36 protein-coding genes are annotated in these 25,287 nt (G+C 73.2%); 4 read left to right on the top strand and 32 right to left on the bottom strand.

Annotated elements, in window-relative coordinates:
• On the top strand, window positions 1-1,008 hold a 1,008-nt coding region (locus tag C7Y72_RS19350; protein ID WP_199224014.1), incomplete at its 5' end, for a recombinase family protein.
• A 38-nt stretch (window positions 1,009-1,046) separates the two neighbouring features.
• Here C7Y72_RS19350 and C7Y72_RS19345 read toward each other — a convergent pair.
• From C7Y72_RS19345 to C7Y72_RS22925, 3 genes are read right to left on the bottom strand one after another with little or no spacing between them, the layout of a single operon-like run.
• Window positions 1,047-1,472, bottom strand: a complete 426-nt coding sequence (locus C7Y72_RS19345; protein WP_107570827.1) for a hypothetical protein — start codon at window positions 1,470-1,472, stop codon at window positions 1,047-1,049.
• The gene (locus C7Y72_RS19340; protein ID WP_107570826.1) at window positions 1,469-2,308 is read right to left on the bottom strand and encodes a hypothetical protein; all 840 of its coding nucleotides are present in this window, start codon (window positions 2,306-2,308) and stop codon (window positions 1,469-1,471) included. Before C7Y72_RS19340 ends, C7Y72_RS19345 begins: the two co-directional genes overlap by 4 nt.
• Window positions 2,305-2,739 (bottom strand): DUF7666 domain-containing protein, encoded by a 435-nt coding sequence (locus tag C7Y72_RS22925; protein WP_146175459.1) that lies wholly within the window; start codon window positions 2,737-2,739, stop codon window positions 2,305-2,307. Before C7Y72_RS22925 ends, C7Y72_RS19340 begins: the two co-directional genes overlap by 4 nt.
• A 25-nt stretch (window positions 2,740-2,764) precedes the next feature.
• Between C7Y72_RS22925 and C7Y72_RS22920 the strand changes: the two genes are divergently transcribed.
• Window positions 2,765-3,607, top strand: a complete 843-nt coding sequence (locus C7Y72_RS22920) for a cell surface protein (RefSeq protein WP_146175458.1) — start codon at window positions 2,765-2,767, stop codon at window positions 3,605-3,607.
• Between the two features lie 157 nt (window positions 3,608-3,764).
• Here the strand turns inward: C7Y72_RS22920 and C7Y72_RS19330 are convergent, their stop codons facing one another.
• Genes C7Y72_RS19330 through C7Y72_RS19245 form a run of 18 tightly spaced genes read right to left on the bottom strand, consistent with a single transcriptional unit; the run spans window position 3,765 to window position 13,315 of the window.
• The gene (locus C7Y72_RS19330) at window positions 3,765-4,799 is read right to left on the bottom strand and encodes a hypothetical protein (RefSeq protein ID WP_107570825.1); all 1,035 of its coding nucleotides are present in this window, start codon (window positions 4,797-4,799) and stop codon (window positions 3,765-3,767) included.
• Window positions 4,796-5,008, bottom strand: coding sequence for a hypothetical protein (locus C7Y72_RS19325; RefSeq protein WP_107570824.1), 213 nt, complete (start codon window positions 5,006-5,008; stop codon window positions 4,796-4,798). The genes C7Y72_RS19330 and C7Y72_RS19325 overlap by 4 nt, the downstream gene beginning before the upstream one ends.
• Complete coding sequence (locus C7Y72_RS19320; protein ID WP_107570823.1) at window positions 5,005-5,868, bottom strand: DUF2303 family protein; 864 nt, start codon at window positions 5,866-5,868, stop codon at window positions 5,005-5,007. Before C7Y72_RS19320 ends, C7Y72_RS19325 begins: the two co-directional genes overlap by 4 nt.
• The gene (locus tag C7Y72_RS19315) at window positions 5,868-6,281 is read right to left on the bottom strand and encodes a YfdP family phage-associated protein (protein WP_107570822.1); all 414 of its coding nucleotides are present in this window, start codon (window positions 6,279-6,281) and stop codon (window positions 5,868-5,870) included. Before C7Y72_RS19315 ends, C7Y72_RS19320 begins: the two co-directional genes overlap by 1 nt.
• The gene (locus C7Y72_RS19310) at window positions 6,278-6,658 is read right to left on the bottom strand and encodes a helix-turn-helix domain-containing protein (protein WP_107570821.1); all 381 of its coding nucleotides are present in this window, start codon (window positions 6,656-6,658) and stop codon (window positions 6,278-6,280) included. Before C7Y72_RS19310 ends, C7Y72_RS19315 begins: the two co-directional genes overlap by 4 nt.
• Window positions 6,655-7,485, bottom strand: a complete 831-nt coding sequence (locus tag C7Y72_RS19305; RefSeq protein WP_107570820.1) for a DUF5131 family protein — start codon at window positions 7,483-7,485, stop codon at window positions 6,655-6,657. Before C7Y72_RS19305 ends, C7Y72_RS19310 begins: the two co-directional genes overlap by 4 nt.
• Window positions 7,478-7,933: a RusA family crossover junction endodeoxyribonuclease gene (locus C7Y72_RS19300; protein ID WP_107570819.1), complete on the bottom strand. Its 456-nt coding sequence runs from the start codon at window positions 7,931-7,933 to the stop codon at window positions 7,478-7,480. The genes C7Y72_RS19305 and C7Y72_RS19300 overlap by 8 nt, the downstream gene beginning before the upstream one ends.
• On the bottom strand, window positions 7,930-8,766 hold the full coding sequence (locus C7Y72_RS19295; RefSeq protein ID WP_107570818.1) for a hypothetical protein: 837 nt from the start codon (window positions 8,764-8,766) through the stop codon (window positions 7,930-7,932). The genes C7Y72_RS19300 and C7Y72_RS19295 overlap by 4 nt, the downstream gene beginning before the upstream one ends.
• Window positions 8,763-9,311: a hypothetical protein gene (locus C7Y72_RS19290; protein WP_107570817.1), complete on the bottom strand. Its 549-nt coding sequence runs from the start codon at window positions 9,309-9,311 to the stop codon at window positions 8,763-8,765. Before C7Y72_RS19290 ends, C7Y72_RS19295 begins: the two co-directional genes overlap by 4 nt.
• Window positions 9,308-9,739 (bottom strand): hypothetical protein, encoded by a 432-nt coding sequence (locus C7Y72_RS19285; protein ID WP_146175457.1) that lies wholly within the window; start codon window positions 9,737-9,739, stop codon window positions 9,308-9,310. Before C7Y72_RS19285 ends, C7Y72_RS19290 begins: the two co-directional genes overlap by 4 nt.
• On the bottom strand, window positions 9,736-10,857 hold the full coding sequence (locus C7Y72_RS19280; protein ID WP_107570815.1) for an ERF family protein: 1,122 nt from the start codon (window positions 10,855-10,857) through the stop codon (window positions 9,736-9,738). Before C7Y72_RS19280 ends, C7Y72_RS19285 begins: the two co-directional genes overlap by 4 nt.
• Window positions 10,850-11,167 carry a hypothetical protein gene (locus tag C7Y72_RS19275; protein WP_107570814.1) on the bottom strand — a complete coding sequence of 106 codons (318 nt, stop codon included), beginning with the start codon at window positions 11,165-11,167 and terminating at the stop codon, window positions 10,850-10,852. Before C7Y72_RS19275 ends, C7Y72_RS19280 begins: the two co-directional genes overlap by 8 nt.
• On the bottom strand, window positions 11,160-11,372 hold the full coding sequence (locus C7Y72_RS19270; RefSeq protein WP_107570813.1) for a hypothetical protein: 213 nt from the start codon (window positions 11,370-11,372) through the stop codon (window positions 11,160-11,162). The genes C7Y72_RS19275 and C7Y72_RS19270 overlap by 8 nt, the downstream gene beginning before the upstream one ends.
• Window positions 11,369-11,578, bottom strand: coding sequence for a hypothetical protein (locus tag C7Y72_RS19265; protein ID WP_107570812.1), 210 nt, complete (start codon window positions 11,576-11,578; stop codon window positions 11,369-11,371). The genes C7Y72_RS19270 and C7Y72_RS19265 overlap by 4 nt, the downstream gene beginning before the upstream one ends.
• On the bottom strand, window positions 11,579-12,049 hold the full coding sequence (locus C7Y72_RS19260; RefSeq protein ID WP_107570811.1) for a hypothetical protein: 471 nt from the start codon (window positions 12,047-12,049) through the stop codon (window positions 11,579-11,581). It lies immediately after the preceding gene.
• On the bottom strand, window positions 12,046-12,843 hold the full coding sequence (locus C7Y72_RS19255; RefSeq protein WP_107570810.1) for a hypothetical protein: 798 nt from the start codon (window positions 12,841-12,843) through the stop codon (window positions 12,046-12,048). Before C7Y72_RS19255 ends, C7Y72_RS19260 begins: the two co-directional genes overlap by 4 nt.
• A complete protein-coding gene (locus tag C7Y72_RS19250; RefSeq protein WP_107570809.1) occupies window positions 12,840-13,070 on the bottom strand; it encodes a helix-turn-helix domain-containing protein in 231 nt (76 codons plus the stop codon). The genes C7Y72_RS19255 and C7Y72_RS19250 overlap by 4 nt, the downstream gene beginning before the upstream one ends.
• A complete protein-coding gene (locus tag C7Y72_RS19245) occupies window positions 13,067-13,315 on the bottom strand; it encodes a helix-turn-helix domain-containing protein (protein WP_158276947.1) in 249 nt (82 codons plus the stop codon). Before C7Y72_RS19245 ends, C7Y72_RS19250 begins: the two co-directional genes overlap by 4 nt.
• An 89-nt stretch (window positions 13,316-13,404) precedes the next feature.
• Here C7Y72_RS19245 and C7Y72_RS19240 point away from each other — a divergent pair, with 89 nt between their 5' ends.
• A complete protein-coding gene (locus C7Y72_RS19240; protein ID WP_107570807.1) occupies window positions 13,405-13,785 on the top strand; it encodes a hypothetical protein in 381 nt (126 codons plus the stop codon).
• 409 nt (window positions 13,786-14,194) lie between these two features.
• Window positions 14,195-14,374: a hypothetical protein gene (locus tag C7Y72_RS22915; RefSeq protein ID WP_146175455.1), complete on the top strand. Its 180-nt coding sequence runs from the start codon at window positions 14,195-14,197 to the stop codon at window positions 14,372-14,374.
• Window positions 14,375-14,451: 77 nt separating this feature from the next.
• Here the strand turns inward: C7Y72_RS22915 and C7Y72_RS23545 are convergent, their stop codons facing one another.
• The 11 genes from C7Y72_RS23545 to C7Y72_RS23835 all read right to left on the bottom strand — a co-directional run bounded on the left by C7Y72_RS23545 (window position 14,452) and on the right by C7Y72_RS23835 (window position 25,285).
• Complete coding sequence (locus C7Y72_RS23545; protein ID WP_158276946.1) at window positions 14,452-14,616, bottom strand: hypothetical protein; 165 nt, start codon at window positions 14,614-14,616, stop codon at window positions 14,452-14,454.
• Window positions 14,613-14,864 carry a hypothetical protein gene (locus tag C7Y72_RS19230; protein ID WP_107570805.1) on the bottom strand — a complete coding sequence of 84 codons (252 nt, stop codon included), beginning with the start codon at window positions 14,862-14,864 and terminating at the stop codon, window positions 14,613-14,615. The genes C7Y72_RS23545 and C7Y72_RS19230 overlap by 4 nt, the downstream gene beginning before the upstream one ends.
• Window positions 14,861-15,082, bottom strand: coding sequence for a hypothetical protein (locus C7Y72_RS19225; RefSeq protein WP_107570804.1), 222 nt, complete (start codon window positions 15,080-15,082; stop codon window positions 14,861-14,863). Before C7Y72_RS19225 ends, C7Y72_RS19230 begins: the two co-directional genes overlap by 4 nt.
• Entirely contained in the window at window positions 15,079-15,750 is a 672-nt protein-coding gene (locus tag C7Y72_RS19220) for a peptidoglycan recognition protein family protein (RefSeq protein WP_107570803.1), read from the bottom strand. Before C7Y72_RS19220 ends, C7Y72_RS19225 begins: the two co-directional genes overlap by 4 nt.
• A gap of 65 nt (window positions 15,751-15,815) precedes the next feature.
• Complete coding sequence (locus tag C7Y72_RS19215) at window positions 15,816-16,124, bottom strand: hypothetical protein (RefSeq protein ID WP_107570802.1); 309 nt, start codon at window positions 16,122-16,124, stop codon at window positions 15,816-15,818.
• A complete protein-coding gene (locus tag C7Y72_RS22910) occupies window positions 16,111-16,332 on the bottom strand; it encodes a hypothetical protein (protein ID WP_146175454.1) in 222 nt (73 codons plus the stop codon). Before C7Y72_RS22910 ends, C7Y72_RS19215 begins: the two co-directional genes overlap by 14 nt.
• A 53-nt stretch (window positions 16,333-16,385) precedes the next feature.
• On the bottom strand, window positions 16,386-18,050 hold the full coding sequence (locus C7Y72_RS19210) for a hypothetical protein (protein ID WP_107570801.1): 1,665 nt from the start codon (window positions 18,048-18,050) through the stop codon (window positions 16,386-16,388).
• Between the two features lie 4 nt (window positions 18,051-18,054).
• Window positions 18,055-20,142 carry a hypothetical protein gene (locus tag C7Y72_RS19205; RefSeq protein WP_107570800.1) on the bottom strand — a complete coding sequence of 696 codons (2,088 nt, stop codon included), beginning with the start codon at window positions 20,140-20,142 and terminating at the stop codon, window positions 18,055-18,057.
• An 18-nt stretch (window positions 20,143-20,160) separates the two neighbouring features.
• Window positions 20,161-24,054 carry a phage tail tape measure protein gene (locus C7Y72_RS19200; RefSeq protein ID WP_107570799.1) on the bottom strand — a complete coding sequence of 1,298 codons (3,894 nt, stop codon included), beginning with the start codon at window positions 24,052-24,054 and terminating at the stop codon, window positions 20,161-20,163.
• A gap of 188 nt (window positions 24,055-24,242) precedes the next feature.
• The gene (locus C7Y72_RS19195; RefSeq protein WP_107570798.1) at window positions 24,243-24,689 is read right to left on the bottom strand and encodes a hypothetical protein; all 447 of its coding nucleotides are present in this window, start codon (window positions 24,687-24,689) and stop codon (window positions 24,243-24,245) included.
• Window positions 24,686-25,285 (bottom strand): HNH endonuclease signature motif containing protein, encoded by a 600-nt coding sequence (locus tag C7Y72_RS23835; protein ID WP_199224013.1) that lies wholly within the window; start codon window positions 25,283-25,285, stop codon window positions 24,686-24,688. Before C7Y72_RS23835 ends, C7Y72_RS19195 begins: the two co-directional genes overlap by 4 nt.
• Window positions 25,286-25,287 lie beyond the last annotated feature (2 nt).

Raw genomic sequence — 25,287 nt, 5'->3', positions numbered from 1 at the left:
CAGCGACGACAGACCCCGGCCGGGTACCGGCGCGATCCGGACACGCGACGGCTCGTGCCCGACGACCGCGCCGACGAGGTCCGGGCGGCGTTCCGCGCCCGCGCGGCGGGCCGGCCGGTCAGCGAGATCGCGGACCGGCTCGCGATGACGACGAGCGGTGTCCGGCATCTCCTCGCGAACCGGGTGTACCTCGGGGAGCTCCGGGTCGGTGAGCACGTCAACGAGGCGGCGCACGAGCCGCTCGTCACGCGGGACGAGTGGGAGGCGGCGCAGGTCCGGGTCGCCCGGCCCGCTCGTAGCCCCCGGGCGCGCGATCGTGAGCCCGCGCTGCTCTCGGGGATCGCGCGGTGCGCTGCTTGCGGGCACGCGCTGATCCCCGGCATGAGCGGCCGGTCGCGCACATACGGGTGCGCTGTCCGGCACTCCGGGGTGCGTTGCCCGGGGCCGACGACGATCACCCGGGCGCGGCTCGACGAGCATGTCGTCGCGATCTCGCTCGGCGAGCTCGCGCGGCTGCGCGTCGAGGCGGTCCGTGATGACCGCGACGTCGACGGGGCGCGCGCCCGGCTCGCGGACGCTGAGGCTGATCTGCGCGGGTACCTCGAGGCGACCGCCGGGCTCGGGGTCGATCCGGGCGCGCTTGCCGCTGGGGCGCTTGAGCGGCAGCGGCGGGTCGACGAGGCGCGCGACGGTCTCCGCAGGCTGCTCGCGGTCCGGCCGGTCGTTCCCGGTGTGGGGGACGGTGCGGAGGCGTGGGGTCGGCTTGACGGGCATGGGCGGGCGTTGCTCCTACGCGCTCTGCTTGAGGTCGTCGTGGTGCGTTCCGCTGGGCGTGGGGGGCGCGGCGCGCGGGTGCCGGTCGAGGAGCGGGTGCGGGTCGTCGCGTACGGCACCGGCCTGTTCGACCGGGCGCCGTTCGAGCGGGCGCACGAGCCCGCCGGGCTGCGGCCGATCCTGTGGCCGGACCTCGACGACCCAGGCGTGCTCAGGGCACCGGTCGGCGAGTAGCCGCTCGAGGGCGCGCGCCGCGTTGTGCAGGTGGGCGGTCACGCGATCCCCTGTCGGGCGGCGGCGCGGCGAAGCGGGAGCGTCGGGGTGTCGGAGCGCAGCGCGTGCTTGACCTGGTCGACCGTGATCGGGGAGTGCGGGAAGTCGAGGGTCATCACGCGGGCGATGTCGCGGTCGGAGACGCCGGCGGCGTCGAGAGCGCGCATCCGGCCGAGTCGCCACTCCGCGCTGCGGACGCCGGGCCATGCGTAGGTCGTCGCGTCGCCGCGGGCGCGGGCGCGGTTCGCGCGCCGGTGCTCTTCCTCGCGGGCCGGGTTCGTCCAGCGCGAGAGGGTCGGGACGGTCGGCGCCGGGTGGTAGCCCTCGGCGGCGAGCAGTTCGCGGACCTGCCGGAGGGACCAGCCAGCGTTGCGGAGCTCGACGGCGCGCGCACGGGTCCGGGACGTGTGGCGGACCGTGGTCATGCCGCACCCCCGTTGATCGCCTTCGCGAGCTTCTGCGCGTAGAGGCCGACGACGTTCGGCGCCCGGTTCTGCGACTGCACGATCGACCGGGTCTCGATCGCGACGGCGAGCGCGACGTCCCGCGGCGGGCGGTGCTCGTCAAGGACGGCGAGGACCGCCGCCGGCGTCGCGGGCCTGCACCGCTCGTCCGTCGGGATGCTGTCGACGCCGCGCTGCAGCACCCCGGCGACGTGCTCCGCGAGCCCTTCCCCCGACTCGTCGAGTGAGGGAGTCCTCGCGCCGTCAGGCGCGTTCCCCCCGCGGGGGGTAGGGGGGCTGTCTCCCTTCTGTCCTCTCCTGTTCTGTCCTGTAGGGGGACGAACCGGGACACCGTCCCCGGTTTCGGGACAAGCGGTCGCGTTGTCCCGATGGTCGGGACACGGGGTGCTCGTGTCCTCGGTGTCGGGACGTTGTCCCGCGCGCTGCTGCTGCTTGCGGACGGACTCGTACCCGCGGCCCTGGTCCTCGGCGAACCCGGACACGCGGAGCGTGACGGTCATGTCGACGTCGTCGGCGATGTAGAGGTCGTCGAACGCGCCGACGCGCTCGCCGAACTCGAGGATCTCGCGGGCGAGGGTCTGCCCTGCGGTGCCGCGGGGGAGGAACGCGTCGCGGGCGATCGAGCGGAGTCCGGCGCGGACTTCGCCGCGCTCGCCGCGCTGCTCCTTCGCGAGCTCTTCGCAGAGGTCGAGGACGGCGGTGCCGGCGGGGCCGAACTCCTCGCCGAGCGCGACGACGCGTTCGCGTCCGCGCCAGCCGCAGGGCTTCGCGCGCCAGGTGGTCCGCCCGCCGCTCAAGCGCTACCCCGCTCATCGGTCGAGAGGGGGTTGCCGTCGATGTCGACCTCGCAGACGACCGTGCACCGGGACGCCTTGACCTTGTCGCCGAGGACGACCGTCTCCGCGACTGGAATCGCGCAGCGCAGGAATCGCGTCGCGTCCGTGAAGTAACCGATAGCGAGGAACGGACGCGGCGAGAAGTGCAGGCCCTGCCCGCACTCGGGGCGGGCGTGCCAGTCGGCGCACTCGACGGTTTCGCCGATCGGGTACTCGCAGCCGCGCCCGGACCGCAGGTCGTCGTCCACGGCCTTGTACACGAGCGCCTGGCCGTCCTGAACGTCGACGCCGTAGTAGTCGCACCACGCGGAGAGTTCGGAGCCGTCGCGGATCTCGGGGACGTGGATGACGACCCCGCCCGTGATGCTGGGGCGCGCGCCGTGCTTGTGCACTGCGACATTCGGGGACGCGTGGACGGTGGCCGAGTCGTACGCGTGGACGGTGGCCGAGTCGTACGCGTGGACGGTGGCCGAGCCGTACGCGTGGACGGTGGCCGAGTCGTACGCGTGGACGGTGGCCGAGTCGTACGCGTGGACGGTGGCCGAGCCGGACGCGCTGACGGTGGCCGAGCCGGACGCGCTGACGGTGGCCGAGTCGGACGCGCTGACGGTGGCCGAGCCGTACGCGCGGACGGTGGCCGAGTCGTACGCGCTGACGATGGCCGAGTCGTACGCGCTGACGATGGCCGAGTCGTACGCGCTGACGATGGCCGAGTCGTACGCGCGGACGGTGGCCGAGTCGTACGCGCTGACGATGGCCGAGTCGTACGCGCTGACGGTGGCCGAGCCGTACGCGCTGACGGTGGCCGAGCCGTACGCGCTGACGGTGGCCGAGTCGTACGCGTGGACGGTGGCCGAGTCGTACGCGCTGACGATGGCCGAGTCGTACGCGCTGACGGTGGCCGAGTCGGACGCGCTGACGGTGGCCGAGTCGTACGCGTGGACGGTGGCCGAGTCGGACGCGCTGACGGTGGCCGAGTCGTACGCGCGGACGGTGGCCGAGTCGTACGCGCGGACGGTGGCCGAGCCGGACGCGCTGACGGTGGCCGAGCCGTACGCGCGGACGGTGGCCGAGTCGTACGCGCTGACGATGGCCGAGTCGTACGCGCTGACGGTGGCCGAGCCGTACGCGCTGACGGTGGCCGAGCCGTACGCGCTGACGGTGGCCGAGTCGTACGCGCGGACGGTGGCCGAGCCGTACGCGCGGACGGTGGCCGAGTCGTACGCGCGGACAGTGGCCGAGCCGGACGCCTCGAAGTAGCCGTCACGGACGATCGGCACGTTGCCCTCGCCGACCACACGGTCCACGTCGGCCTGGGTGCTGCACTCGATGTAATCGCGCATAGGTCAGACCTCCTTGGCCTGGTCGTGGGCATCACGCCCGATTTGGTCCATCTGGGGGTAGCGGTCCACGGCGGTCATGCGGCCTCCTCGAGCTCGTCGGTGTCGCCCTCCCAGACCCGGCGCACGTCGGCGAGCGCCGCGTGATCGGGGCCGCCGTCGCCGTACCGGCGGCGCGCCGTGCGCTGCCAGTACCTCGACGCGTTCTTCCGGCGCTTCGTCCAGACCTCCGCGACGATCAGCGGCCGGCGGACGGTGTCCTCGGTCCAGACCTCCCACCAGAGCCGGTCGATCGCGAGGAGGAGGCGGTCCGCGAGGTCGAACTGCACGAGGTCGCGCTCGCCGTTCCGCCACCCCGTGACGCTCCGCGCGCTGGTCCCGAGCTCGCGCGCGGTCTCCTCGATCGAGAACGCGACGTCGCGGCTGTCGTGCTGCTGCGCGGCGACCCAGGCGTCGAACGCGACCGCGAGCGCGTACGCCGGGAGCATGTCCCGCATGTCGCGTCCCGCGATCTCGCTGCTCTCGGCCTGGTCGGCGCGCTCGCGGGCGCGCTCCCGGGCGCGCGCGGACGCCTCCCGCTTGATCCGGCGTAGGTGCGCGTCGTACTCCGGGTCGACCGCGCGGCGCGCCTTCGCCTCCTCGCGCTGCTGGCGGGCGCGCTCGAGCGCGTACGCGCGGCGCGCCGGGTCGCCGTGGTAGCGGGCGCGCTGCTCGCCGCGCGTGCAGGGACGGCAGTACGGCTGCCACGTCCGGGTCGCGCCGTGCGCGTCGACGTAGATCGCGTTCCAGTGCTCCGCGGTGAGCGGCTTCTCGGTGTCGCAGACCGGGCACCGGCGGGTCGTGCGCGCGGCGCGTTCGGTGCGCTGCTGCTCGTGGTAGGCGGCGGTGTTCGCCGCGTTGCGCGCGGCGACGCACGGCGCGCGGTGGCAGTAGTCGCGGGCGTTCCCGCGCGCGGTCGTGCCGGCGGCGCGCCCGCAGTTCCGGCAGCGGCGGGAGCGGATCTCGTCGATGCACGCGTCGCAGCGTTTGCTCTGCGAGGTCGCGAACTCTTCGGCGGCCTTCACGACGCCGCAGGTCCGGCAGGCTCGCTGGGGGCGGGCGTACTCGGTCATGCGCGGCCCTCGCGGATCGCGCACGCGGCGCTCTCGGCGGCGATCGCTTCGGCGAGCAGGTCGTCCGCTTCGGCGCGGCAGGCGCGCGCGTGCGCGATGAGCGCGGCGTGCCGCGCCGCGTCCGCGACCACGCGGGCCGGGTTCGGCGCGAGCCGGCCGACCGGCCCGAGGGGCGACGCCGAGGCGCCGCCCTGCTCGGTCGGCTTCATCGCGGCGACCCCATGTACACGCGGCTGAACGTGCCCGCGAGCCGCTCGTAGATCCCGGCGATCGCGTCCTCGACGACCTGCTCGGGCTGGTCGAGCACGTAGCCCATCGCGACCGAACCGCCGGGCCGGATGCGGTACCGGAACCGAGCGGTGATCGGCACCCGGTCGCTGACCCCGACGAACGGCTGCACGACGAGCGTGAACTTCTGCGGGATCTCCATGTTCGCCTTGCGGCCCGCGGTCGCCGTCGCCTCCTCCGTGTACGCCAGCTGCACGGTGCCGTCGGTCGTCCGGAACCCGGACGTCCAGCTGACCTCGGTCTTGCCGGTCAGGGTCTCGATGACCTCCTGCAGGTCCGCGGCGGGCGGGTCCGCGATGTCGGGGATGCGCGCCTCGACGTGCTCGGCGAAGTCCTCCTGGGAGAGGAGGTCGCCGTCGTGCTTGAGCCACGCCTTCCACGCGACGGTCTGCTCGAGCGTGAGCACGGCGCCGTGCTCGCCCCACCCGGGGGTCTCGCTGTGCGCGTTGTCGTCGAAGACCGCGTTCAGGGTGCCGCTCGTCGGGTGGACCCAGACGGTCGTCGCGGAGTGCTCCTCGGTCGGGGCGTCGCCGAGCTCGCGCACGAGCTCGATGAACGAGTCGACGCTCCCGGCCCGGTAGATGCCGGTCGAGCGGCGCGGGGCGGGCAGCAGGTGGTCGAGGTCGATGTGCTCGACGTCGCCGTTCGCCTGCCGGACGAGGATCGTGTGGTCGACGTCGACGGGCTCGGGGCGGACCTCGCGGAGCTCGCGGGCCGCGTCGATGATCGCCTGCGCGTCGCCGGCCGCGCCCGCGAGCGTCGTGTACTTGGGGTCGGGCATCAGGCGCTCGCCCCCCGTCGCGCGTCGAGGTCGTCGGCGGCGATCGGCAGCCGCGGCTGGCGCGGGTCGTTGCGGTTGAGGTTGCCGTGCTCGTCGACGTAGAAGAACGCCTCGGGCATCGTCGGCGACGGCGCCTTGAGGACGACGCGGTCGCCGAGCTTCACGGAGCCCTGCCCGTTCGGGGCGAGGGTCAGCTGCAGCGTGAGCGTGCCCTTCTTGTTGGTCTCGACGACGGCGGCGGCGAGCTCCGCGAGCTTGTCGCCGAGCTCGACGGCGAGGCCGCCGCGTCGGTGCTCCTGCAGGACGGCGGCGAACGGGCGCCGCTGCGGTGTGTCGGGGGTATCGCTCATCGCGGGGTGCTCCTTCTGGTTGTGGGTCCGGGCCGGGTGGCCGAGGTCGGTGGGTCGGGTCATGCGGCGGCGTCGTACGGGCCGCGGCGCCCGGCGCGCGCGGGCGCGGGGGGCGGGTCGAACAGGCGGGCGGGGTCGCTCGCCGGGGAGGAGCGGGACGCGGGCGGGCCTCCCATCCCCGGGGCGCTGATGCTCGAAGGCGCCTCCGAGGGACCAGCCGGCGTCCGCTCCTCCCCCGCGAGCGAGACGAGCCGGTACCGGGTGCCGCGCGCCTTGCCGTTGAGCGCCTCGGGCGTACGGCTGATCGTGTGCCCGATCTCCTCGAGCTCGGCGATCCGCTGGGAGGGGTTGCCGATGTAGGCGGCGCGGAGCTCGAACGTGTGCACGCCGCGGGGGCCGGCGTCGCGGAGCGCGCGGAGGACGTCGTCTCGCTGGCTCACGAGCGCCCCCGCTCCTCGGTCGAAGGAGGCGACGGCATCGCGGTGTGCCGAACGCCGTCGAGCAGCGCCTCGGCGCCGCCGCGCTTTCGGTTGGCGGGGCCGCCGAGCTGCTTGAGGAAGAACGCGGTCCCGGCGTCAGCGCACGCGTCGCGGAGGTCGCGGACCCATGCGAGATCCATCGGTCGGTGCCGGGCGCCGGACTCTCCGCCTGCGATCAGCCAGTCGATCCCGTCGAGGTTGAGGTCGGGACCGGTGTAGCCGTCGTACCAGCGCGGCTCGTATCGTTGTGCCTCCCTGTTCCAGAGCATCGCGTCGGCCCGCAGGTGGCCGAGCAGAGGCTCGGCGCTGATGAAGCGCACCGCGGCCGGGATCTCGCGCAGGACGTCCGCACGGTGGTTGAAGCGCCGGTTCTCGATCGTCACGCCGAGCCACACGTTCGGGTACGGGACGCCGTCGAGCTTCCAGTCCCACGGCAGGTGCTCGGCGATCCGCTCGGGCCGCTTCGTGAGCACCTGGAACGTCAGGTCCGGGCGCTGGCGGATGACCTCCCACGCCTCGTTGCGCCACGGGTCAGCGTCGGGGTGGAACCAGTCCGACCACGAGCACGTGAACACCATCGAGCCCGCGGGGAGGTCGAGCCACGACCGCTTGCGAAGCGGTGCGTAGAACGTCGCGTCCGCCGCGCGCACGACGACGCTCGGGTCGTTCCCGTAGCGGCGCTGGTCGGTGAACATGTAGCAGTGCGCGCATCCGGGGCTGACCTTGTCGCAGCCGCGCCACGGGTTCCACGTCGCCGTGGTCCACTCGATCGCTGAGGACTCACCCATCGGTACGCTCCTCGTGGTCCATCTGGGGGGCGCGGGGGTCCAGCCGCAGCGCCACGTCCGGCAGCAGCGTCACGACGAACGTCGTCGCCGACGCCCCCCGCTCGTAGCTGAACGACACCGACGTCCACGACCACCACTCCGGCGTGTCGTCCGGGATCACCCCGGCCAGCTGCAACGCATCCCCGAGCGACTTCTCGAGCACCACCCCGAAGTTCCCGGCGTCCCGCCGGCGACGGTCCGGCACGGTCAGGATCGCGGTCGTCCGCGCGAACGCACCGGACGCGACCGGCACGCCCTCCTCGCCGAGCAGCGCGACGAGCCGGCGCTCCCAGAGCTTCTTGTGCGTCTGCCAGACCCGCCACGACCCCGACGCGCCCACGCGGTTGAACGACCGCGGGAGCACGTCCGGCACCGTCAGGAACCACGTGCGCTCCGCGAGCACGGTCATGCGGGGACCTCGCCGCGGGCGTGGAGTCCGTTGATGGACGGGAACCGCTCGGGGTTCGCGCCGCCCGGGACGAACGTGAGGCGCGCCGGGGTGTCGCCGTCCTGGTAGGCGTTCCAGGCCTTGATGATGAGCGCGAGCTTGGTCCGCTCGGAGGAAGTGCGGCCATCGGTCGCCTGGTGGTCCCGGATGAGACGCTCGCGGATGAGATAGATCGGGTCGCCAGTGTTGAGGTTCGCCCCTGAGGCGAGGCGGTCGAAGAAGTCGTCGGCGCCCTCCTGGTCGGCGATCGAGAAGAGGTAGTGGAGGCCGCTCGCGGGTCCGCGGGAGAGCCACGGGCGCCGCCGGCGGCCTGAGTACTCGACGCTGTCTCGGAGCCCGGGGTTGCGCTCGAGCGTCCGGGCCTGCTCAGGGACGCTGAGGCCTCGGCGGACGGCGAAGGGCACGCCGTCGCGCTCGTAGGCGGCGACGAGGCGAGTCGACGCAGCGAGGACGAAGTAGTCCTTCTCGCCGCGAAGGTGCAGGACGTCGCCGAAGGACCGAGCGCGTCCCTGGTCCATCGTCTCCTGCGCCTCGGGCGGGAGTCCGGTGATGACGAGCATCTGAACGGAGACGTCGGCCTCGAGGACGGCCATGAGGCGGTGCTGCCCGTCGAGGAGCGTTCCGTCGTCGGCGATCTTGATCGCCTCGCCGTTGAGCTTCCACGCGCCGTCGCGCATGTCGGCGGCGTACTGGCCGACGCGCGCGCTGTGGACGTGGCGGTTGCGCTCGTTGCGGAGAAGGAGCTCTTCGGCGAACGCGGGCGTGACCTCGATGAGCTTCGCGGAGAGGCTCATCGCGCATCGACCTCCTCCGCGGTCGCGTCGACGGCGACCTGCGCGACGCGGACGCCCTCGCGGGTCACACGGGCGCGCGCGAGCGGCCCCGCCGCCTCCGGGTCCTCCCCGACGAGCCGGGTCAGCAGCGCGTTCAGCTTCCGCCCGTCCGGCTTGCGGACCGTCGACTCGGGCATCGCGTCCGCCGCCTCCGCGGCGCCGACCTTCCCCGCCGCGACGAGGTCGGAGAGCGCCTGCCAGCACGCGTCCGCGTTCCACTGGTTGCTGTTCTTCCGCTCGATGAGGAACGGGCCGGCGGGGAGGCTCTTCGCCTTCACGTACCGGAGGCGGTTCGCGAGCTCGATCTCGACGGCGGCGCGCGCCTCGCGCATCTGCCGGGCGAGGTCGCCGAGGTCCATCGCGTAGCGGGCGAGGAGCTCGGGGGGCGCGTCCGCGATCTCGTACGCCTCCCCGGTCACCGGGTCGAAGACGTGCCCGCCGTTGAGGTCGACGGCGAGCGCCGCACCGGGCGTCGGGGTCGTGGTGGTCGTGTCGGGGGTGCTCATGGGGCGGTCTCCTGACCGTGGTTGTTGTGGTGCTCGCGGTGGTGCTTTTGGCAGAGCCAGCGAACGTCGAAGCGGCGGCCGTAGTCGTCGTGGTGAGCCTCAATGCGCCCGCTGCACTCGTCGCCCGAGCGTTCGCACGGCTGCGGGACGAGTCGCCCATCGCGCACCGCTTGCCAGACCGCCTTGCGCGCCAGCCGCTTCGTGCGCTGCTCGACGGATTCGTTCCCGGCGCGCTTCGCGCGTCCGCGCTTGGCTGCTTGCGCTGCGACCTTCTCCGGATCGCGGTTTGCGACCATCGCCCGTCGCTGCTCGGGCGTCTTCGTCGCGTACCACGACCGCATGTACGCGGCGCGCTTGCAGCGCTTGCACTCGCCGCAGCTGCCGCACATGGACGGTCGCCCGTTCTTCCTCGTCTGGTCCGTCGTCATGCCCTCACCCCGTGGCCGACGAGGGGGCACTCGCTGTCGCGCGCGTGCTCGTCGGTCTGGGCCTGCAGCGGCGAGTCGCAGATGCAGCCGGCGGTGCGGAGCGCGGCGAGGTCGACGGTCGGGCGACCGTCGAGCGGCGGGACGGGCACGGTCCCGGCCGGGGGTCGGTCGCCGACGTCGAGCGCGCCCTGTCCGGCGGCAGGCTCGGCGGCCTCGGGCTCGGCGGGGCGCTCGGGCTGCTCGCTCGGCTCCGCGTCGTCCTCGTCCGGGGTGACCGCGTGATCCGGCACGCTGTCGTGCGCCCGGCGGGCGTGGATCTCCGCGCGGGCGGCGTCGACGCGCTCGGGCTTCTCGCCCGGCCCGCCGGTCGCGACGCGGACGAGCTCGTCGTCCGTCGCGTCCGCGGCCCACGCGTCCGCGGCCTCCGCGGGGGTCGGGTCGTCCGCGTGCTCCGAGACCGCGGCGGCGAGCCGGATCATGAACTCGACGAGCACGTCCGGGACGAGCCCGATCTGCTCGCGGAGCTCGACGACGAGCTCGCGGGCGACCGCCCGGTCGACGAGGAGGCTCATCGCCGTGCCGAGGTCGGTCTTGCGGTCGCGGGTCGCGTCGCGCGCCCACGCGGGTAGCTCGGGGGTGGCCGGGCGCCGGTCCGACGCCGGGGTCACGTCCTGGGCGTCGCGGTCCTCCTCCGCGGCGATCCCGAGCAGGGTGACGACCTCGTAGCGGCGCAGGTAGGTGAGCGCGCCGCCGAACGCCTGCGGGTTCGCGCTCGACTGGCCGAGGTCGACCTCGGACCGCAGGACGCCGCCGGCGGGGTGCCGGAGCTCGGTGACGAGCACGGTGCGGGCGTCCTCGCGGATCGTGTACTGGACGAGCGCGAGGCCGCGCTCGGAGAGGACGGGCCGGACGGCGGCGAGCACGTCGCCGAGGTCCGCGTACGTGTACTGGTACGAGCCGCCGTTCTTGGTCGGGACGGTCGCGGTCTGGGTCTTCGGGATCGGCGGGAACGCGCCTTGCGCGTCGGCGAGCGCCGCGATGAGCGCGCTGGTCGGGTCGAGCGCGGGCGCGGGCGCGGCGGGCTCGGCGTCGTGGTCCGTGACGGTCTGGTCAGGCACGGGACGCTCCCTTGGTCTGGTCGCTCCACTCGACGGCCAACGCGGCGCGGCGGAGGAACTCGCGCCGGGCCTCGGGCGCGGCGTGCACGTCGCAGTGCATGGACCAGCCGCCCAGGGCGGAAACCCAGTACACCCGCGCGCACCCGCCGTCCCAGTCCTCGGGGCGGGGCGGTGTCGGGCGAGGGAACGCGCGGCGCATCAGCTGCCAGTCACCGTCGTCGCGGACCAGCGTGAGGTTCGGCCACATCGACTTCCACGCGGCGTCGATCTGCTCGTCCGTCAGCGCGGGAAGCTCAGGCAGGTCAGCCATGCCGGGCCTCCTCGTCGGTCGCGCACGGACAGTCCGAGCACCGATGCCCCGCACCGAGCGACGCGTCGATGTGCGCGGCGATCGCCGCGTACCGGCGGCAGCACTCCGTGCGCGCCGGCCGACGCAGCCGCCCGATCCCCGGCGTGACGCCGCCGTGGTCCGCCGCGGCGATCTGCTCGCCGCGCTCCTGCTCCGGCAGGTTCATCGCGTCGCCTTCCGGCGGGCGACCTCGCGGCGACGCGCGCGGCTGAGGTCGAGCGGGATCACCGGGGCGAGCGGACGGCGCGCGGCGGCCTGCCGGTCGCGGCGCTCCGCGCGGACCTCGATCAGCACGAGGACCACGAACACGGCGAGCACGACCGCCCAGCAGACGAGGATGGGGAGGAAGTACTCCCAGTCGACGGACGGCATCTACGCCGCCTTCCGCGCGGACGCGGCGGCGGGCGCCGGGGTCCGGTCGAGGTCGGCGAGGGTGCAGCCGCGCTCGAACAGGTCGGGCAGCCGGTCGTTGAGCCACTGCTGCTTGGCGGCGAACACGCGGCGCTGGGCCTCGAAGTTCGCCTCGAGGATCTCGCGGTGCCGGAGCACGTGGGTGGCGCGCGCGTCCGCCATCCGGACGTGGCTGCTGCCGCCAAGGGCGAGGAGCGCGTCCTCGTCGAACAAGGCGCCCTGGTCGGGGTCGACCTTCCACGCGCGCTCGTTGATCGCGGTCTTGAACGACGCGGCACCGATCTCGGCGATGAAGTCGCCGAGCCGGCCTGCCGCGTGCTCGTCGCGGAGGTAGGCGATCCACTCGTCGCGGACGTCGCTCTCGGCGAACTCGCCGCGCTGCTTGGCGAGGATCTCGCCGAGCCGGTTCTTCTGTGGGGTGGTGAGCTTCACGGGGTGTCTCCTTCGAGGGCGGCGGCGAAGAGGAGGAGGAACGCGGCGGATGCGCGTGCGGCGTCCGCGGTGATCTCGTCGCCGGGGTTGAGGTAGGTCGGGTCGATGAGCGCGGCGCTCTCGCGGGCGTGCGCGAGGGTCGCGGGGCGGTGACGGAGGGCGGTGAGCGCTCCGGCGATGACGCGGGTCTCCGAGTAGCGCAGGGTGCGCTGGTTCTCCTGCTCGACTTGCTCGCTGGTCGCGGCCGGGTCGAGCAGCACCGGCACGGGCGCCGGTCCCGGGGGTGGGGTGGGGGCGGGCGCGGGCTCCGGGTCGGGCTCCGGGGCGGCCGGTGCGGCGACCGGGGCGCTGGTGGGTGCGGGCGCCTGCTTGGGGTAGAGCTCGTCGCGGACTTCCGCGACCTGCCGGGCGGTCGGGGACGGGCCGACCCGCTCGGTCGTGGCGGCCCAGACCTCACGGGCGTGCTCCGGCTCCCGCGGCAACTCCCGCGCCACGCGCTCGGTCACGACCGGCGGCGTGCGAGTGTCTGCCATGGCAGACGCGCTGGCTCCGTCTACCTTGGTAGACAGTCCTGCAACGCGCCCAGCAGCGTCGATCAGCTGGTAGGCGCGGGGACGGCTCATGTCCCAGCGCTCGCTGAGGTAGTCCTCGAACGAGGAGTAGCCGGCGTCCCGGTACTGGCGCGCGTCGCGGATCTCCCCGAGCGCCTTGCCGACCTCGACAAAGGTGGAGAGGCCGCGCGCGACGACCTGCTCGTTCTCGTCGAGCGTTCGGGCTGCGAGCGCCTCGGTCACGCCGCCTCGCCTGGGGCCGCGGCGCCGAGGATGTCGGTGACCGCGACCTTCATGTCGTCGGCGACCTTCTTGGCGTTCGCGGGGTGGACGCCGAGTCCGGCCTCCAGCCGCCGGAGGCTCTGCTCGGGCACGCCGATCTGGTCGGCGTACGCGCGGCGGCTCAGACCCTTGTTCAGGTAGTGGTCCTTGATGCTCACCGGGGCGCTGGTCGTGTCGTGGGTGCTCATGCGGCCTCCCGCTGGCGCTCGAAGGGGAAGAGGACAACGCGGGTCGCCTGGAGCGCGCAGGCGATCGCGCGCTGGCTGCGCGGGTCGACGTACTCGCCGCGCTCGGCGGCTCGGACGGTGTTGCCGCTGATCCCTGCTCGCTTGGCGAGGTCGTTGGGCGTCATGCCGGCGTCGAGGCGGTGCTCGATGAGCAGGCGGTTCACCCGCAGTGCCCGGCCGCGCGATTTTGCGTGAGTTCGCGTCATTGCGTGAACGCTAGCACATATGCGCGAGCCTGTGCGGATTTGTGCGACATTGCGCGCTGGCGGCGCAAATCTGCGCATACGATCGGGGCGTGACACCGGACGAGAGCGCACGCCGGATGCGGGCCATGCAGGGCTGGTCGCTGATGAATCAAGGCGCCTTCATCGAGGCGTTGGGACTCGAAGAGCCGTCCGCGCGGAACCTGTTCCGGACGTCCGGCGCCACCCGCGCCAGCGACGACGTCCTACGTCGTGCCGCTGCGATCTCGGGGATGCCGGAGCGGTTCGCGCTCGACGGGCTCGACGCCATGAAGGCCGCCGAGCCGCCGAGCGCTCACGTCGAGGACGTCCTCAGCGAGCTTCGCGCCGGGATGGCGCATCTGCTCGCGACGACCGCGCGACACACGCGAGAGCTTCAAGAACTCCGCGCTGTGGATCGTTCGGCGCGACCTGGGGGAGGCGGTCAGCGATGATCGCCGCGACCTCCGCGAGCACGTCGTCGCCGTCGATGACGGATGCTGCCTCGCCGACGACGAGTCGCATCAGGGGATGCTGCATGGGACTCTCTCCCGGACCTCCGAGGTGCCATCTCCGTCGACACCGCTGGGGATGCCCTCACTGCCGGATGCGCCTCGCTGCGAGAGCCGTGAGGCGACCTACTTGAACACGACCATCGGACAGAACATGCGAACACCTGTTCTTGCAGGACTTCTTGCGCTCGGACTCGCCGGGTGCGGGGTGACATTGCTCGCCGCTGGGTGCGGGGAGGAGACGGCGTCGCCGTCGCCATCTCCGTCAGCGACTGCCGATCCGGCGATCGTCGCCGTCGCGGAGCGCGAGGCCGACGAGTTCGCCGGCGGTGATCGAGGGCCGGACCGTGCCATGTCGCTTCGCGTTGCGCAGCTGCTGCGAACGCGCTGCAGCACGCCGGACCGTGGGGACGTTCCCGCCGCGGTCTGCTCGCGCGCCCGCCGCGAGATTCAGACGATCCTCGACGAGTGCGGGGCTAGCCTGCCCGCGGACGACGAGCTCTGCGCGCGCGCCCGCGGCGACCTGCCCTAGAACGACGACGAGCCCCGCCCGACCACTAGGGGTCGAACGGGGCTCGGGGGGAACTGCACCCGGGGGCGGGGTGCAGGCTATGGGCGCCAGGCGCAGTCCGCGTCGAGCGCGGCCGACGCGAGCCGCAACCACTGCGACCGCTCCGACGGCTGCAGCTGGTCCCAGCGCAACGGCGCGGGGACGTGCCGCAGGCGGCAGAACTCGACGCGGAGTCGGTCGGCGACGAACTCGAGGCGGGTCACGGCTCCTCGTCGAGCTCGCGCAGCGACACGGCGGCGGCGAGCGCGTCGGCGAGGCGGTCGAACGCCTCGCATCCGATCCGGCGGGTCGGGACGGCGATCGCGACGAGCTTGTCGATCGTCGGCTCGACGCCGAGCGACCGGAGCCGTTCGACGAGGTCGACGCCGGCGGCGATCATGCCGCCGACGCAGAGCGCGGCGAGCTCCTCGACGCGCGGCGGCGCGTCCCGGCCGGTGGGGGGAGCGCTCATGCGCGCGCTCCGCGCCAGAGGCGGGCGGCGACTTCGCGCACGCCGCCGTTCGCGACGATGAACGTGACGGCGCCGGGGGCGAGCCCGGCGAGGATGCCGGCGACGGCGATCCACTCGGCGGACAGGCCGATCGCGTACGCGGTCGCGGTGACGAGCGCGCCGAACGTCGCGGCGGTCTCCGCGGGGCGGGTGCGCGCGGTGCTCCGCGCGGTGCTCATCGCTTCGTCCCCTTGCTCGTGTACATGCGCTTGAACGACCCCGGGCAGGCGGTCGCCATCCAGTCGTTGTGCCCCTTGACCGGGAGGCCGCGGAGGTCGACGCGCCACGCCTTCGGGAGCGCGTCCGTATGCGCGTTCGCGAGGAGCCATCGCAGCGAGCGGGCCTGCGCCGCGGTCGGCCGGTCCCCGGTCGTGCCGTTGCAGACGATCCCGACGTTCCCGCTGTTCTGGTTCAGGACGTGCGCGCCGATCGCGGTGGCAGGCCGGCCGAGGTAGATCGTGCCCGCGCGGCTGATCGCGAACGCGTACCCGAGCATGGTCCAGCCCTTCGCCTTGTGCGCGCGGTCGTAGCCGCGCAGGAGCGCCTCGCACTGCTCGTCGGTCTGGTCGACCGGTCCGGCGGTGTAGTGGCCGGTGACGGCGCGCAGCGTGCCCTGGGGCGACAGCTGCGACCCCTCCCGGGGCTTGAGGTCGAGGTTCACGATCCGGGGGCGGTCGTCGCGGTCGTGGCGCTCGACGACGCGCTCGGCGTACGCGACCTGCTCCTTGCGGTCGTCGATGACCCGGCGGCTCTCGGGGGTCGGGTTCGCCTCGTGGCGCCGGCGGGCGGCGCGGAGAAGGTTGCGGCGCACGCGCAGGCGCGCCTTCCAGCGGGACAGCACGGACATGGGGACCCTCCTCGGGGTCGTGATGAGCGCGGCCCCGGCGCGCGGGGCTGCGCGGGGCGGGACGTCTACGGGCAGTCCTGGGGGATCGTCCGCTCGAAGTCGCGGAGATCCTCCGGCTTGTAGACGCCGATCTGACGGTGCTCCTCGAGGTTCAGGTGCCCGAACCTCTGGGCGCGGTCGCAGAGCTCGCTCGCGGCACGGTCGGTCGCGGACTTCTGCGAGTAGATCGCGAGGCCGAGCGCGCCGAACGCGACCGCGGACAGGCACATGAACGTGGTGACGATCGCCTGAAACCGCCAGGCGATCCAGTGGGCGGCGCGCGCGGCCCGGCTGCGGTCGGTGCGCCGGCGGCGCGGGTGCTCAGGAGGGGTCATCCGAGCCCTCCCCGCCGCCGCGGAGCGCGAACGCCCGCAGCCCTTCCATGCCGAGCAGCAGAGCGGCAACGAACAGCAGCACGAACGGCCGGTCCTCCCGGCTGATCGCGATCTCGTGAATCGCGCCGAGCAGCCCGACGGTCTGCACGGCACGGGGGTAGAGGGTCGCCCAGCGGTCCGGGCGCTCGGGTCGGCGTGGCGTGGGCACTCACAGGGTCCTCCGGGTCAGGTGCGCTGGCGTGGGGAAGGACGGTGCGGGAGTCATCCGATGATCCCGTTCAGGGCGATGTTCAGGCGCTCGAGGATCGCGTCGAGCTTGTTGCTCGCGTTGTTCAGCGTGAGCGTGTTCGTGCGCGTCGAGTGCTGGTAGCTCGTGTCGACGATCCGGCGCGGCACGTCGGTGTCGTCGTCGGTCATGGTGATCCAGTCGCCGGCGCGGACCTCCCACGCTGGCCGCATCCCACGGGTGGGGTGCAGGACGTGACCCTTGACGGTCATGGTGCCGGCCCGGCGGGCGAGGTTGCGCTCGGCGAGGAACGCGGCGCCGATCGCGACCGCGCCGCTGAGGGTGGCGGGGTCCCCGAGTTGGAGGTCGGCGAGCTTGCGGGGGATGCCCGCCGCGTTGACCGGGTTCGTGGCGCTGGTGTCGGCGAGGAGCGGGTCGGTCGCGTCGACGTTCGGGGTGCCCGGGGGGCCGACGATCTGCCGGCGCCCGGTCTGCGCGTCGGTGTAGGTGACGAGCGCCCCGTTGACGACCTGGTCGATCGTGTCGCCCTCGAGCCGGAGGGCGGCGCCGTCGCTGCGCCGGGCGCGCCAGCAGAGCCGGTCGGGGTCGGGGCGGCGGAAGAAGAACGCGCGGTCGTCGTAGACGCCCCACTCCCAGAACGCGAGCGCGTTGACGCGCGCGATCGCGTCGGCGGGCTTAATCGGGTCGAGGAACGCGAGTTGCTGCACGAGCGTCGTGTTGGTCTCGACGTTCCCGGCGGGCACGTTGAGCAGCGGCGCGCCGCGCGTGACGATGTTGCCGATGATGTCGGAGAGGTAGAACCCGGCGTCGGGTTCGGTGCCGCGCAGGGCTAGGCCGTGCGTGCCGTAGACGGCGAGCTTCGTCCACTCGAGGTCGTACGCGGCCCCGAGCCCGGTCGTCGCGTTGTAGAAGATGTTGACGTTCGCCCAGTACTTCGCCACGCCGCTCGTGGTGACGGTGCCGGCGCCGGGACCGGCGGCGCGCAGGTTGCCGGACAGGTTGTTGCTGGTGGCGATGTCGTCGGAGGCGAGGCCCGCCTGCCATGTGTAGTTCGCGTTCGTGTTGTCGAGTCCGACGCCGCGCCGCCACGCGTAGTAGAGGCTGCCGAGCGCGATGCCGCGCGCGTCGTACCACGCGTCGGCCAGCGGGCCGGGCGGCCCGGACGCCTGCGGGCCGACGGTCTGCACGAACGCGGGGGAGCCGGTCGCCGGGTCGAACGTCTGCCGGCCCGGGTCGGTGAACGTCAGCGCGGCGATCAGGCTGCGGCGGCGCTGGACGCTCGGTCCCTGCCACCTGCTGAGGTCGGTGTCGCGGTAGATCTCGCGGAACGACGGGTCGTCCTCGAGATGCGACGACCATCCGACCGCCCCCGGCTGCACGCCGTACGACTCGCCGTGGTCGAGCGGGAACTCCGCGAGCCGCCCCTGCCACGCCGTCTGCCCGCCCGCCCCGTACAGGTCGACGTCGGCGAGCAGCCGCTGATCCGGGTACGCCTCCCCGGCGCCGCGCAGCAGCGAGCAGCCCGCCGTCTTGAACCCGGCGCCGGGGATGCTCGTGCTGAACCCGATGTCCTGGGGGATGTCGCGGGCGCGCGGCTCGTCGGGTCCCCATCGGAACGTCTGCCCGTCGGGGAACCGGACGGTCATCGCGAGGCGCGTGTCGGGGAGGAACGGCGGCACGCTGCTACTCCGGGACGACGAGGGTTCGGGGGGTCACGGTGAGCCGGGCGCTTAGGTTGTCGATCCCGGCGTCGGCGCCCTCGCCGGGCCGGTTCCGGGACGCCTTGACGAAGATGCGGACGGGCCGGTTCTCGCGGCCGGTGCAGGGGATGAGGAGGCGGTCCCCGGTGAACGTGCTCACGTCGGACCATGCGACGCCGGCGGGGTCCTCGCGGATCGCGCGGTCGTGCCGGTGCTCGAGCGACTGCGACGCGAACACGGCGGCGTCCGCGGGCGGCGCCCACGCCGCGAACTTGTCGTAGACCCGGCGGACGTTCGCGTCGCTCGCGGCGCCCCCGAGGTCCGCGAAACCGGGAGCACCGGACGCCAGCGGTCCGCCGGTCGCGAGCGCCGCGCTGTACCCCTCCGCGCCAAGCACGAGCGAGTCTGCGTTGACGCCGTAGTAGTACGCGCAGTAGCCGTTGGCGAGCGCCACGAACCGGACCGTCAAGTCGGTGACGAGTAGGTCATAGGGCAGCGGGCCGATCGGAGCGAGCAGGTCCCCAGCGACGCCCGCGTTGAAGTAGCCCGCGAACAAGAAGATCGGGCCGCCGTTGTTGGAGTAGTTCAGCCGGACGTAGGCGAACGTATTCGACGCGCTGCGGCGCGCGATCACCATGTAGTTCGCGCCCGGGTAGTTGCCCGCAGCGAGATGCTCGCGGCGGAACGTGATCTGCACCGCGCACGACGTCATCGACGTAGCGCCCGACGGGTACGCGATCCGGCCCGAGAATCCGCCGGGCGTGCCGCCCGCGCCGGTCGTGTCGGAGCCGACGGCGCGCGTGACGGTGCTCGAACCGGACACCTGCAGGTCGTCCGTGTCGCCGTAGGTCGTCCACGTCCCGCCGACCGTGAGCGCCTTGCCGTTCAGGGCGCCCGCCGTCTGGTTGAAGTCGTCGCGCGCGCTGAACACGGTCGGGGCCGAGATGGTCTGGTTGCCGGCGAGCTCCGCGTAGCCGTCGGTGACGGGCACGAACCAGAGCCGGTTGATCTCGAGGACGTTGTCCGGGTTCTCCGACCACGTCAGCACGCGCGGTTCCCAGCGCTGCGTGCCCTGCGACGCGCGACTCAGCGACACGAGCCCGAGATCGACGATCTCCCAGGTACCGGCGGTCACGGTCGGCAGTTCGACCGTCGCGTTACGGGAGAACCGGCGGAAGTCGCCCTCGCCCCACTCGAGCGCGATGAACTGCGCCTTGGTGTTCGTCGTCGGCCGGTAGACCCGCGCGAAGACGCGGAACGTGCCGACGTGCGAGAGGTACGCGCCGCCGCCGACCAGCTGGCCGGAGAGCATGCTCCCGGGCGAGGACGGGGTCGCCGCGATCTTGACGACGTTCAAGAGCGTGCCGAACGCACCGGACGCGCCGGCCGCGGTCACGGCGCCGCCCTGCGGCGTCAGCGCCGTGGCGGCGTAGGCGAGCGCCGACGTCGTCGCGGCGGTCGCCGCCTGATACCCCGACTGCTCGACCCCGACGACCACCCACTGCTGATCGACCCCTTCGTCCTCGTCGATCACGAGCCGGCCGAGCGCCGCCACGTCCCCCGGGATGCTCGACTCGGTGAACACGAGCTCGGGGTTGGTCGTCTCGACGCGGTCCGTGAGCGTCACCGGAGCGAGGCGCGCGTACGGGGCGCACTCGAGGACGAGCGAGAGGTCGACGCGACCGGACCGCAGCAGCCGGTCGTTGAACTCCGGCTCGTAGCTCTCCACGCGGAGCACGTCGAACGTGAACGACTTCCCGCCCACGGTGCGGCGGACGGTGCCGCCGTCGACGGCGACGCGGCCGACCCAGGAGGCGAGGTCGCCGAGCTTCGCGAGCGCGAGCGCCGCGGTGTTCTGCCGCACGCGCAGCTTGAAGCTGACGCGCCGGTTGCCAACCTGCGAGTCCTGCGGCACGCCGCCCTCGACGTCCCGGCCGGTGGCGAACAGCGTGTCGACGGGCGGGGACGGGTACTCGTGCCCGAGCAGCCAGTAGCCGTTCAGGCCGTCGACCACGATCGGCGCGTTCCCCGCGCGCTCGTCGGCCGGGTCGAACGTGATGACGTCGCTCACAGAATCCCCCCTTGATAGCTAGAGCCGGACGCCGCCGCCGCCGAACGACGGGGTCTGCTGGCCGAGACCGAACAGCCCGCCGATCTGGCCGCTGACCGCGTCCGCGATCGCCTGCTTGAGCACGCCGCCCTCGGTCGCCGCGACCCGCAACGCCTGGTCGCGCTGCGCGAGCATCTCCCGGAGGAGATCCTCCATCGCGGTCTGCGACTGCGCGGCCTGCTGCGCGAACGCCTCGATCGCCTCGCGCAGCTGCAGTACGAGCGGACCGAACTCGTCGATCGCCGCCGTGTCGCCGCCGGCGCGCGCCGCGGCGAGCGCCTCCTCCGCGATCCGCAGGCGCTCCCGGACGATCCGCTGATCGTCCGTCGTGTCCCCCGGCGTGTCGATCTGCGCGAGCAGGAGCTCGCGATCGAGTGCCGTGAGCGCGCCGCGCGTGCCCTCCAACTGCTGGTCGCGCATCCCCTGCGCGAGGTCCGTCCATGTGCCGCGGAGCGCGGTCAGCGCCGTGATCGCCTGCGTCGACTCCGCGCCGAACGTCGCGACGGCGTCGGCGTAGACGGCGTAGGCGGCGTCCGCGTTCCCGCGGAGCGCCTCGACGTCGTCGCTCATGCCCTGCGTGGTCTGCGCCAGCTGCAGGCGGGCGCTCGCGTTCGCGGTGCGCGCCTCGAGCGCCTGCTCTACCTGCTGGCGCTGCGTGTCCTTGAGCTCGCGGTTGAGGTCCGCCATCGACGCCTGAACCTCGAGGGTCTGGTCGTCGAGGCCGCGCAGCGCCGTCGTGAGCTCGCTGACCGCCTTCGTGTTCCCGAGCGCCTTCGCGCGGTCGAGCGCCCGGACGAGCTCGGTCCGCCGCGCACTGAGCGACCCGAGCGCGCTCCCGGCGCGGTCCAGCTGCTGCCGGATCGCCGCCTCGCCGGTCACGCCGCTGATCCGCTGCTGCAGCCCGAGGCGCGTGTCCGCGCGGGAGAGCCGGTCCTGCGTGGCCTGCAGCCGGACGATCGGCTGCGCGAGCCGGCGGCCCTGCTCGGCGCGCGCGAGGTTCCGGACGGCGTCGAATCGGCGCGCGTCGACCTTGTCGCCGTCGCGGCGTTCCTTCGCGGCCATCGTCGTGACGCGGGCGACGAGCCGCGCGAGCGCGTCGTAGCTGACGCGGGTCGAGTCGGCGAGGCGCTTCGCGAGCGCGGCGAACGCGGCCCGGGTGCCGCCCTCGTCGGTCGCGGACGGGCGGGCCGTCGCGTCGACGAGCGTGTTGAGCGAGCGGACCTTGCCGCCCTTCCGGAACCCGGGGAAGTGCCGCATCTGGAACGCGCCGTTCCAGCCGCGGCGCTCGCCGGGGCCGGCGCCGCCCCCGGACTCGAAGTACCGGTTCCCGAGCTTGATCATCGTGTGCGCGTTCCGGCCGCTGCTGCCGCGCACTCCCCAGGTGACGTACTTGCCGGGTCCGGGCCGCCCGTGAACGTAGAGGCCGGTGCCCTGCGCGACGACCATCCGGCCGTTGCCGATCCCGCCGGCGGCGAGGATCTTCGACACGTAGCCGGAGCAGTCGTAGGAGGGGTTCCCGAACCCGCCGTACTGGTACGGCATCCCCTTGCGCGCGATCGCGGTCGCGGTGCCGAGCATCCGCCGTGCCCGCGTCGCCTGCCCGGCCGTGAGCCCGTACTTCGCGAACCCGCCCGCACCGGAGCCGTCGCCGCGCTCGGTGCTCGGGCCGGTCGCCCGGACCTGAGCGCGCGGCGCGACGTCCCGGTTCCCGGTGGTGCCCGCGATGAGCTCGTTCAGGAACGACCCGCCGACCCCGGTCGCGCCGCCGAGCCCGGCCTCGAACCCCGCCGTGGTCGCGTTGCCCTGGTAGCCCTGCCCGAGCCGGACCTTCCCGCCGCGCGCGAAGTGCGGACGCTGCATCCGCAGCGCGAACGACCGCGACGCGCCCATCGCGAGCAGCTGCTGCCCGTGGTCGGTGTAGACCTCCGTGCCCGCCGGCACCGCGGTGTCGACGTTGTCCGCCGCGACCCGCGCGCCGGGCACGGTCGACCACGACCCGTCAGGGAACCGCAGCCGCTCGCCGGACGAGACCGCGACGGGGACCATGCCGCCCGCCCGGAACCCGAGCGAGCCGACCCGTCCGCCGCGCCGCCCGCCGGACCGTGGGCGCTGACTCAGCGCGAAGCGAGAGTCGGTCGCGAGCTCGCGCAGCGAGCGGGCGGACGTGAGCGCCGCGAGGAGCTCCTTGTCGTCGACGCGGAGCTTGATCTTCTTGTCGTTGACGCCCTGGATCGCGTCCGCGGTCGCGCGGAGCTTCTCGCGGGCCTCGTCGATCCCCCGGGCCGCCGCCCTGAACTTCCCGCCGATCCCCGGGATGCGGCCCGCCGCGGAGAGGAACGTCGTCAGGCCGCCGAGCATGTTGTCGAAGCGGCGCAGGATGAACGCCGTCGTGTCCGCGACCGGCTTGCGCACCGCGTTGAACGCCGTCTTGAAGGCGAGCAGCATCGCGCCGGCGAGCCCGCCCGGAATGAAGATCGCGGTCTTCCAGTTGTCCTTGACCCAGCTGACCGCGTCCTCGCCAGCGATGATCGCCGACCCGAACCCGTCCGTGAACGCCTTCGTGACCCGGCGCTTGAACCGCTCGATCGCCGCCGCTGGCCCGCCGTTGAGGTTCGTCCCGATCCGCTCGCTCGCGCCCGCGAACCCTTCCATGCCGGTCTTGGCGCCGCTGATCGCGCGCAGGAACGCCGGCACGTTCTTCGTGCCGAGATCCTCGAGCGGGGTGCCGAACAGCTTGATCGCCTCGTTCGACCGCTTCGCCGGGTCCTTGATCCCGAGGAGGCCGTCGGCGATCTTCCGGGTCGCGTCCTGTCCCTCTCGGCCGCCCTTGAGCAGCTTGCGGCTCATGTCCTCGGCGTCGAGGCCGATCGCCTTGTACGCCTCGCGGCTCGTGGTCGAGAGGTCCGTGCCGCGGATCGTGAACTCCTTGACGGCGTCCGCCGCCTTGTCGATCCCGATGCGGCCCTTCGTCGACCCGGCGAGCAGCACGCCGAACGCCTCTTCGCCGTCCATCCCGACCTGGGCGAAGAACTGCGAGTACTCCGCGGTCGCCGCGAGGAGCTCGTCGCGGATGCCCGCCGGTACGCGCTGCGCCGCCGTCGTGAGCAGATCGAACGCCTGCGTGCTGTTCTCCGCGAGGCCGCTGTTCAGGAGCGTGCTGACGGACGTGACCGCTTCGGCGACGTCGACCTCGAAGACGCGCGCGAAGTTCAGCGCCTGCCCGGCGGCGCGCTCGACGTCCGCCTGCGTCGCCTCGCGCATCCCGCGGATCGAACTCACGACCGCGTCGACCGCTCGCGTCACGTCCCCGAGGTTCTCGCCATACGCCTTCGCGTAGAGCCGGCCCGCGGTCTTCCCCGCGGTCTTCGCCTGCGCCGGCGTGAGCCCGAGCCGCGCGCCGAGATCCCGCTGGCCGCGGTCGACGGTGAGCGCGTTCTCGAGCGTCGTGCGGAGGGTCTCGGCGACGCCGATCGTGCCGAGCAGGCCGGCGGCGAGCTTGCCGCCCTTGCCCATCTTGCCGCCGAGCGCGTCCGCCGCCGACCCCGCCTTGTCCGTCGCCGACTCGACCTCCGACGACGACCGGCGGACCTGGTCGAGCGCCTCGTCGTACTTGAGCACGGCGCGGCGCGCCTGGATCGAGTCCTCGCCGTACCGCTTGACGGCGGCGGCGGCGCGGTCCTGCGCGGTCTCGACCTGCAGGAGAGCGCGCCGCTGCGCGAGCGACGCGCCCTCGGACTTCTTCGCGAGCTCGTCGAGCGCGCGCGCCCCGTCCTTCTGGAGCTTCTCGAGGCTGCGGGCCGCGTCCCCGGTGGCCTTCTGCAGATCGGCGGGATCGCCGGCGATCGGGATGCGGACTCCGCGCGAACGTGCCATGCGGTTATCCCCCTTCGGTCGGTAGGGCCATCCATCCCGCCGTGCGTGCTTCGCCGGCGTCCTGCGATGCGCGCCGCGGCGCGCGAGCCGGGCGGGCCGGCTCGTCCTCGGCCGGCCGCGCGCCCTCCGCGGCGAGGCCAAGCTCGGCGAGCGCAACGTCGAGCGTCAGCGCGTACCGGTCGTCGCGCTCACGCAGCAGACGGCTCGGGGTCGTCCCCCAGAACTTCGCCGCCCTCGCGATCTGCTGCGCCGCCGTCGTCGTCGCGAAACGTACGCGCGCGCTCGGCGACCTCCTCGTCGCTCTCGATGACCCGGGAGAGGAGCGCGTCGACGTCCTCGTCCGTCAGCCAGCGGAACAGGATCTCGTCCTCGGGACGCTCGTCAGCGTCGCCCTGGTGGATCTTCGGGTCGAGGAGGATCTCGTTGATCAGCCGCGGGGCCGCGTCCATGACGGCGTTCAGCTGCTCGATCGGCTGGCCGAACACGGCCGCCCGGTCGACGACGCCCTCGTTCACGAACGCGAGCATCGACGGGGCGGACGCGAGAACCTCGACCTCGAGGCCGGACGGCAGGGAGATGACCTCGCTGCGCGGCGCAAACGCCGCCGCGCGCGAAGTCTTCGTCGTGGTGCTCATGTCGTCTCCTTGGCGCGCTTGGCCGCAGCCTTGCGACGCGCGTACTCGCGGTTGCGGATGCGTTGCTTGTCGCGACGGCGCTCGTCGCTGGCGATCTTCTGGTCCGCCGTCAGGCGGCGATAGGCCATCCGGTCCTCTGCGGCGATGTGGTGCTTCCTGCAGAGGAACTGGATGTTCGACGGGCGGTTGTTCAGCGTGTCCCCGTCGACGTGGTGTCGCTCGGAACGCTCATCCCCGCAGACCTCGCAGGGCGGCGCGTCGGGGTAGAACGTCCGCGCGCGCTTGCGCCCGGCCCCGACGCCCGCTTGGTCGCCGATCCAGTTCGCCGACTGTGCGCCCGGGTACCGCTCGACCCCGCGGCTCGCGATGCGGCACGCCTCTCCGCAGAAGCGGCGGGCGGCCCAGTGCTTGTTCGACTGCCGGGACCGCAGTTCCGACCTGCTGTACTCCCGGCCGCACATCTCGCAGGTCTTCGTGGCCGGGGGGAGCCCGGCGTAGCCGCCGACCCCCCGGCCGCAGTGTCCCTTGGCCCACACGCTCCGAGGGCCGCGCAGCTGCGTACCGCAGCCGCAGGCGCACACCTTCATGTGCGGCACGT

It is taken from the genome of Paraconexibacter algicola (assembly GCF_003044185.1).
GTDB lineage: Bacteria > Actinomycetota > Thermoleophilia > Solirubrobacterales > Solirubrobacteraceae > Paraconexibacter > Paraconexibacter algicola.
This window is presented reverse-complemented; position numbering and strand designations above follow the sequence as displayed.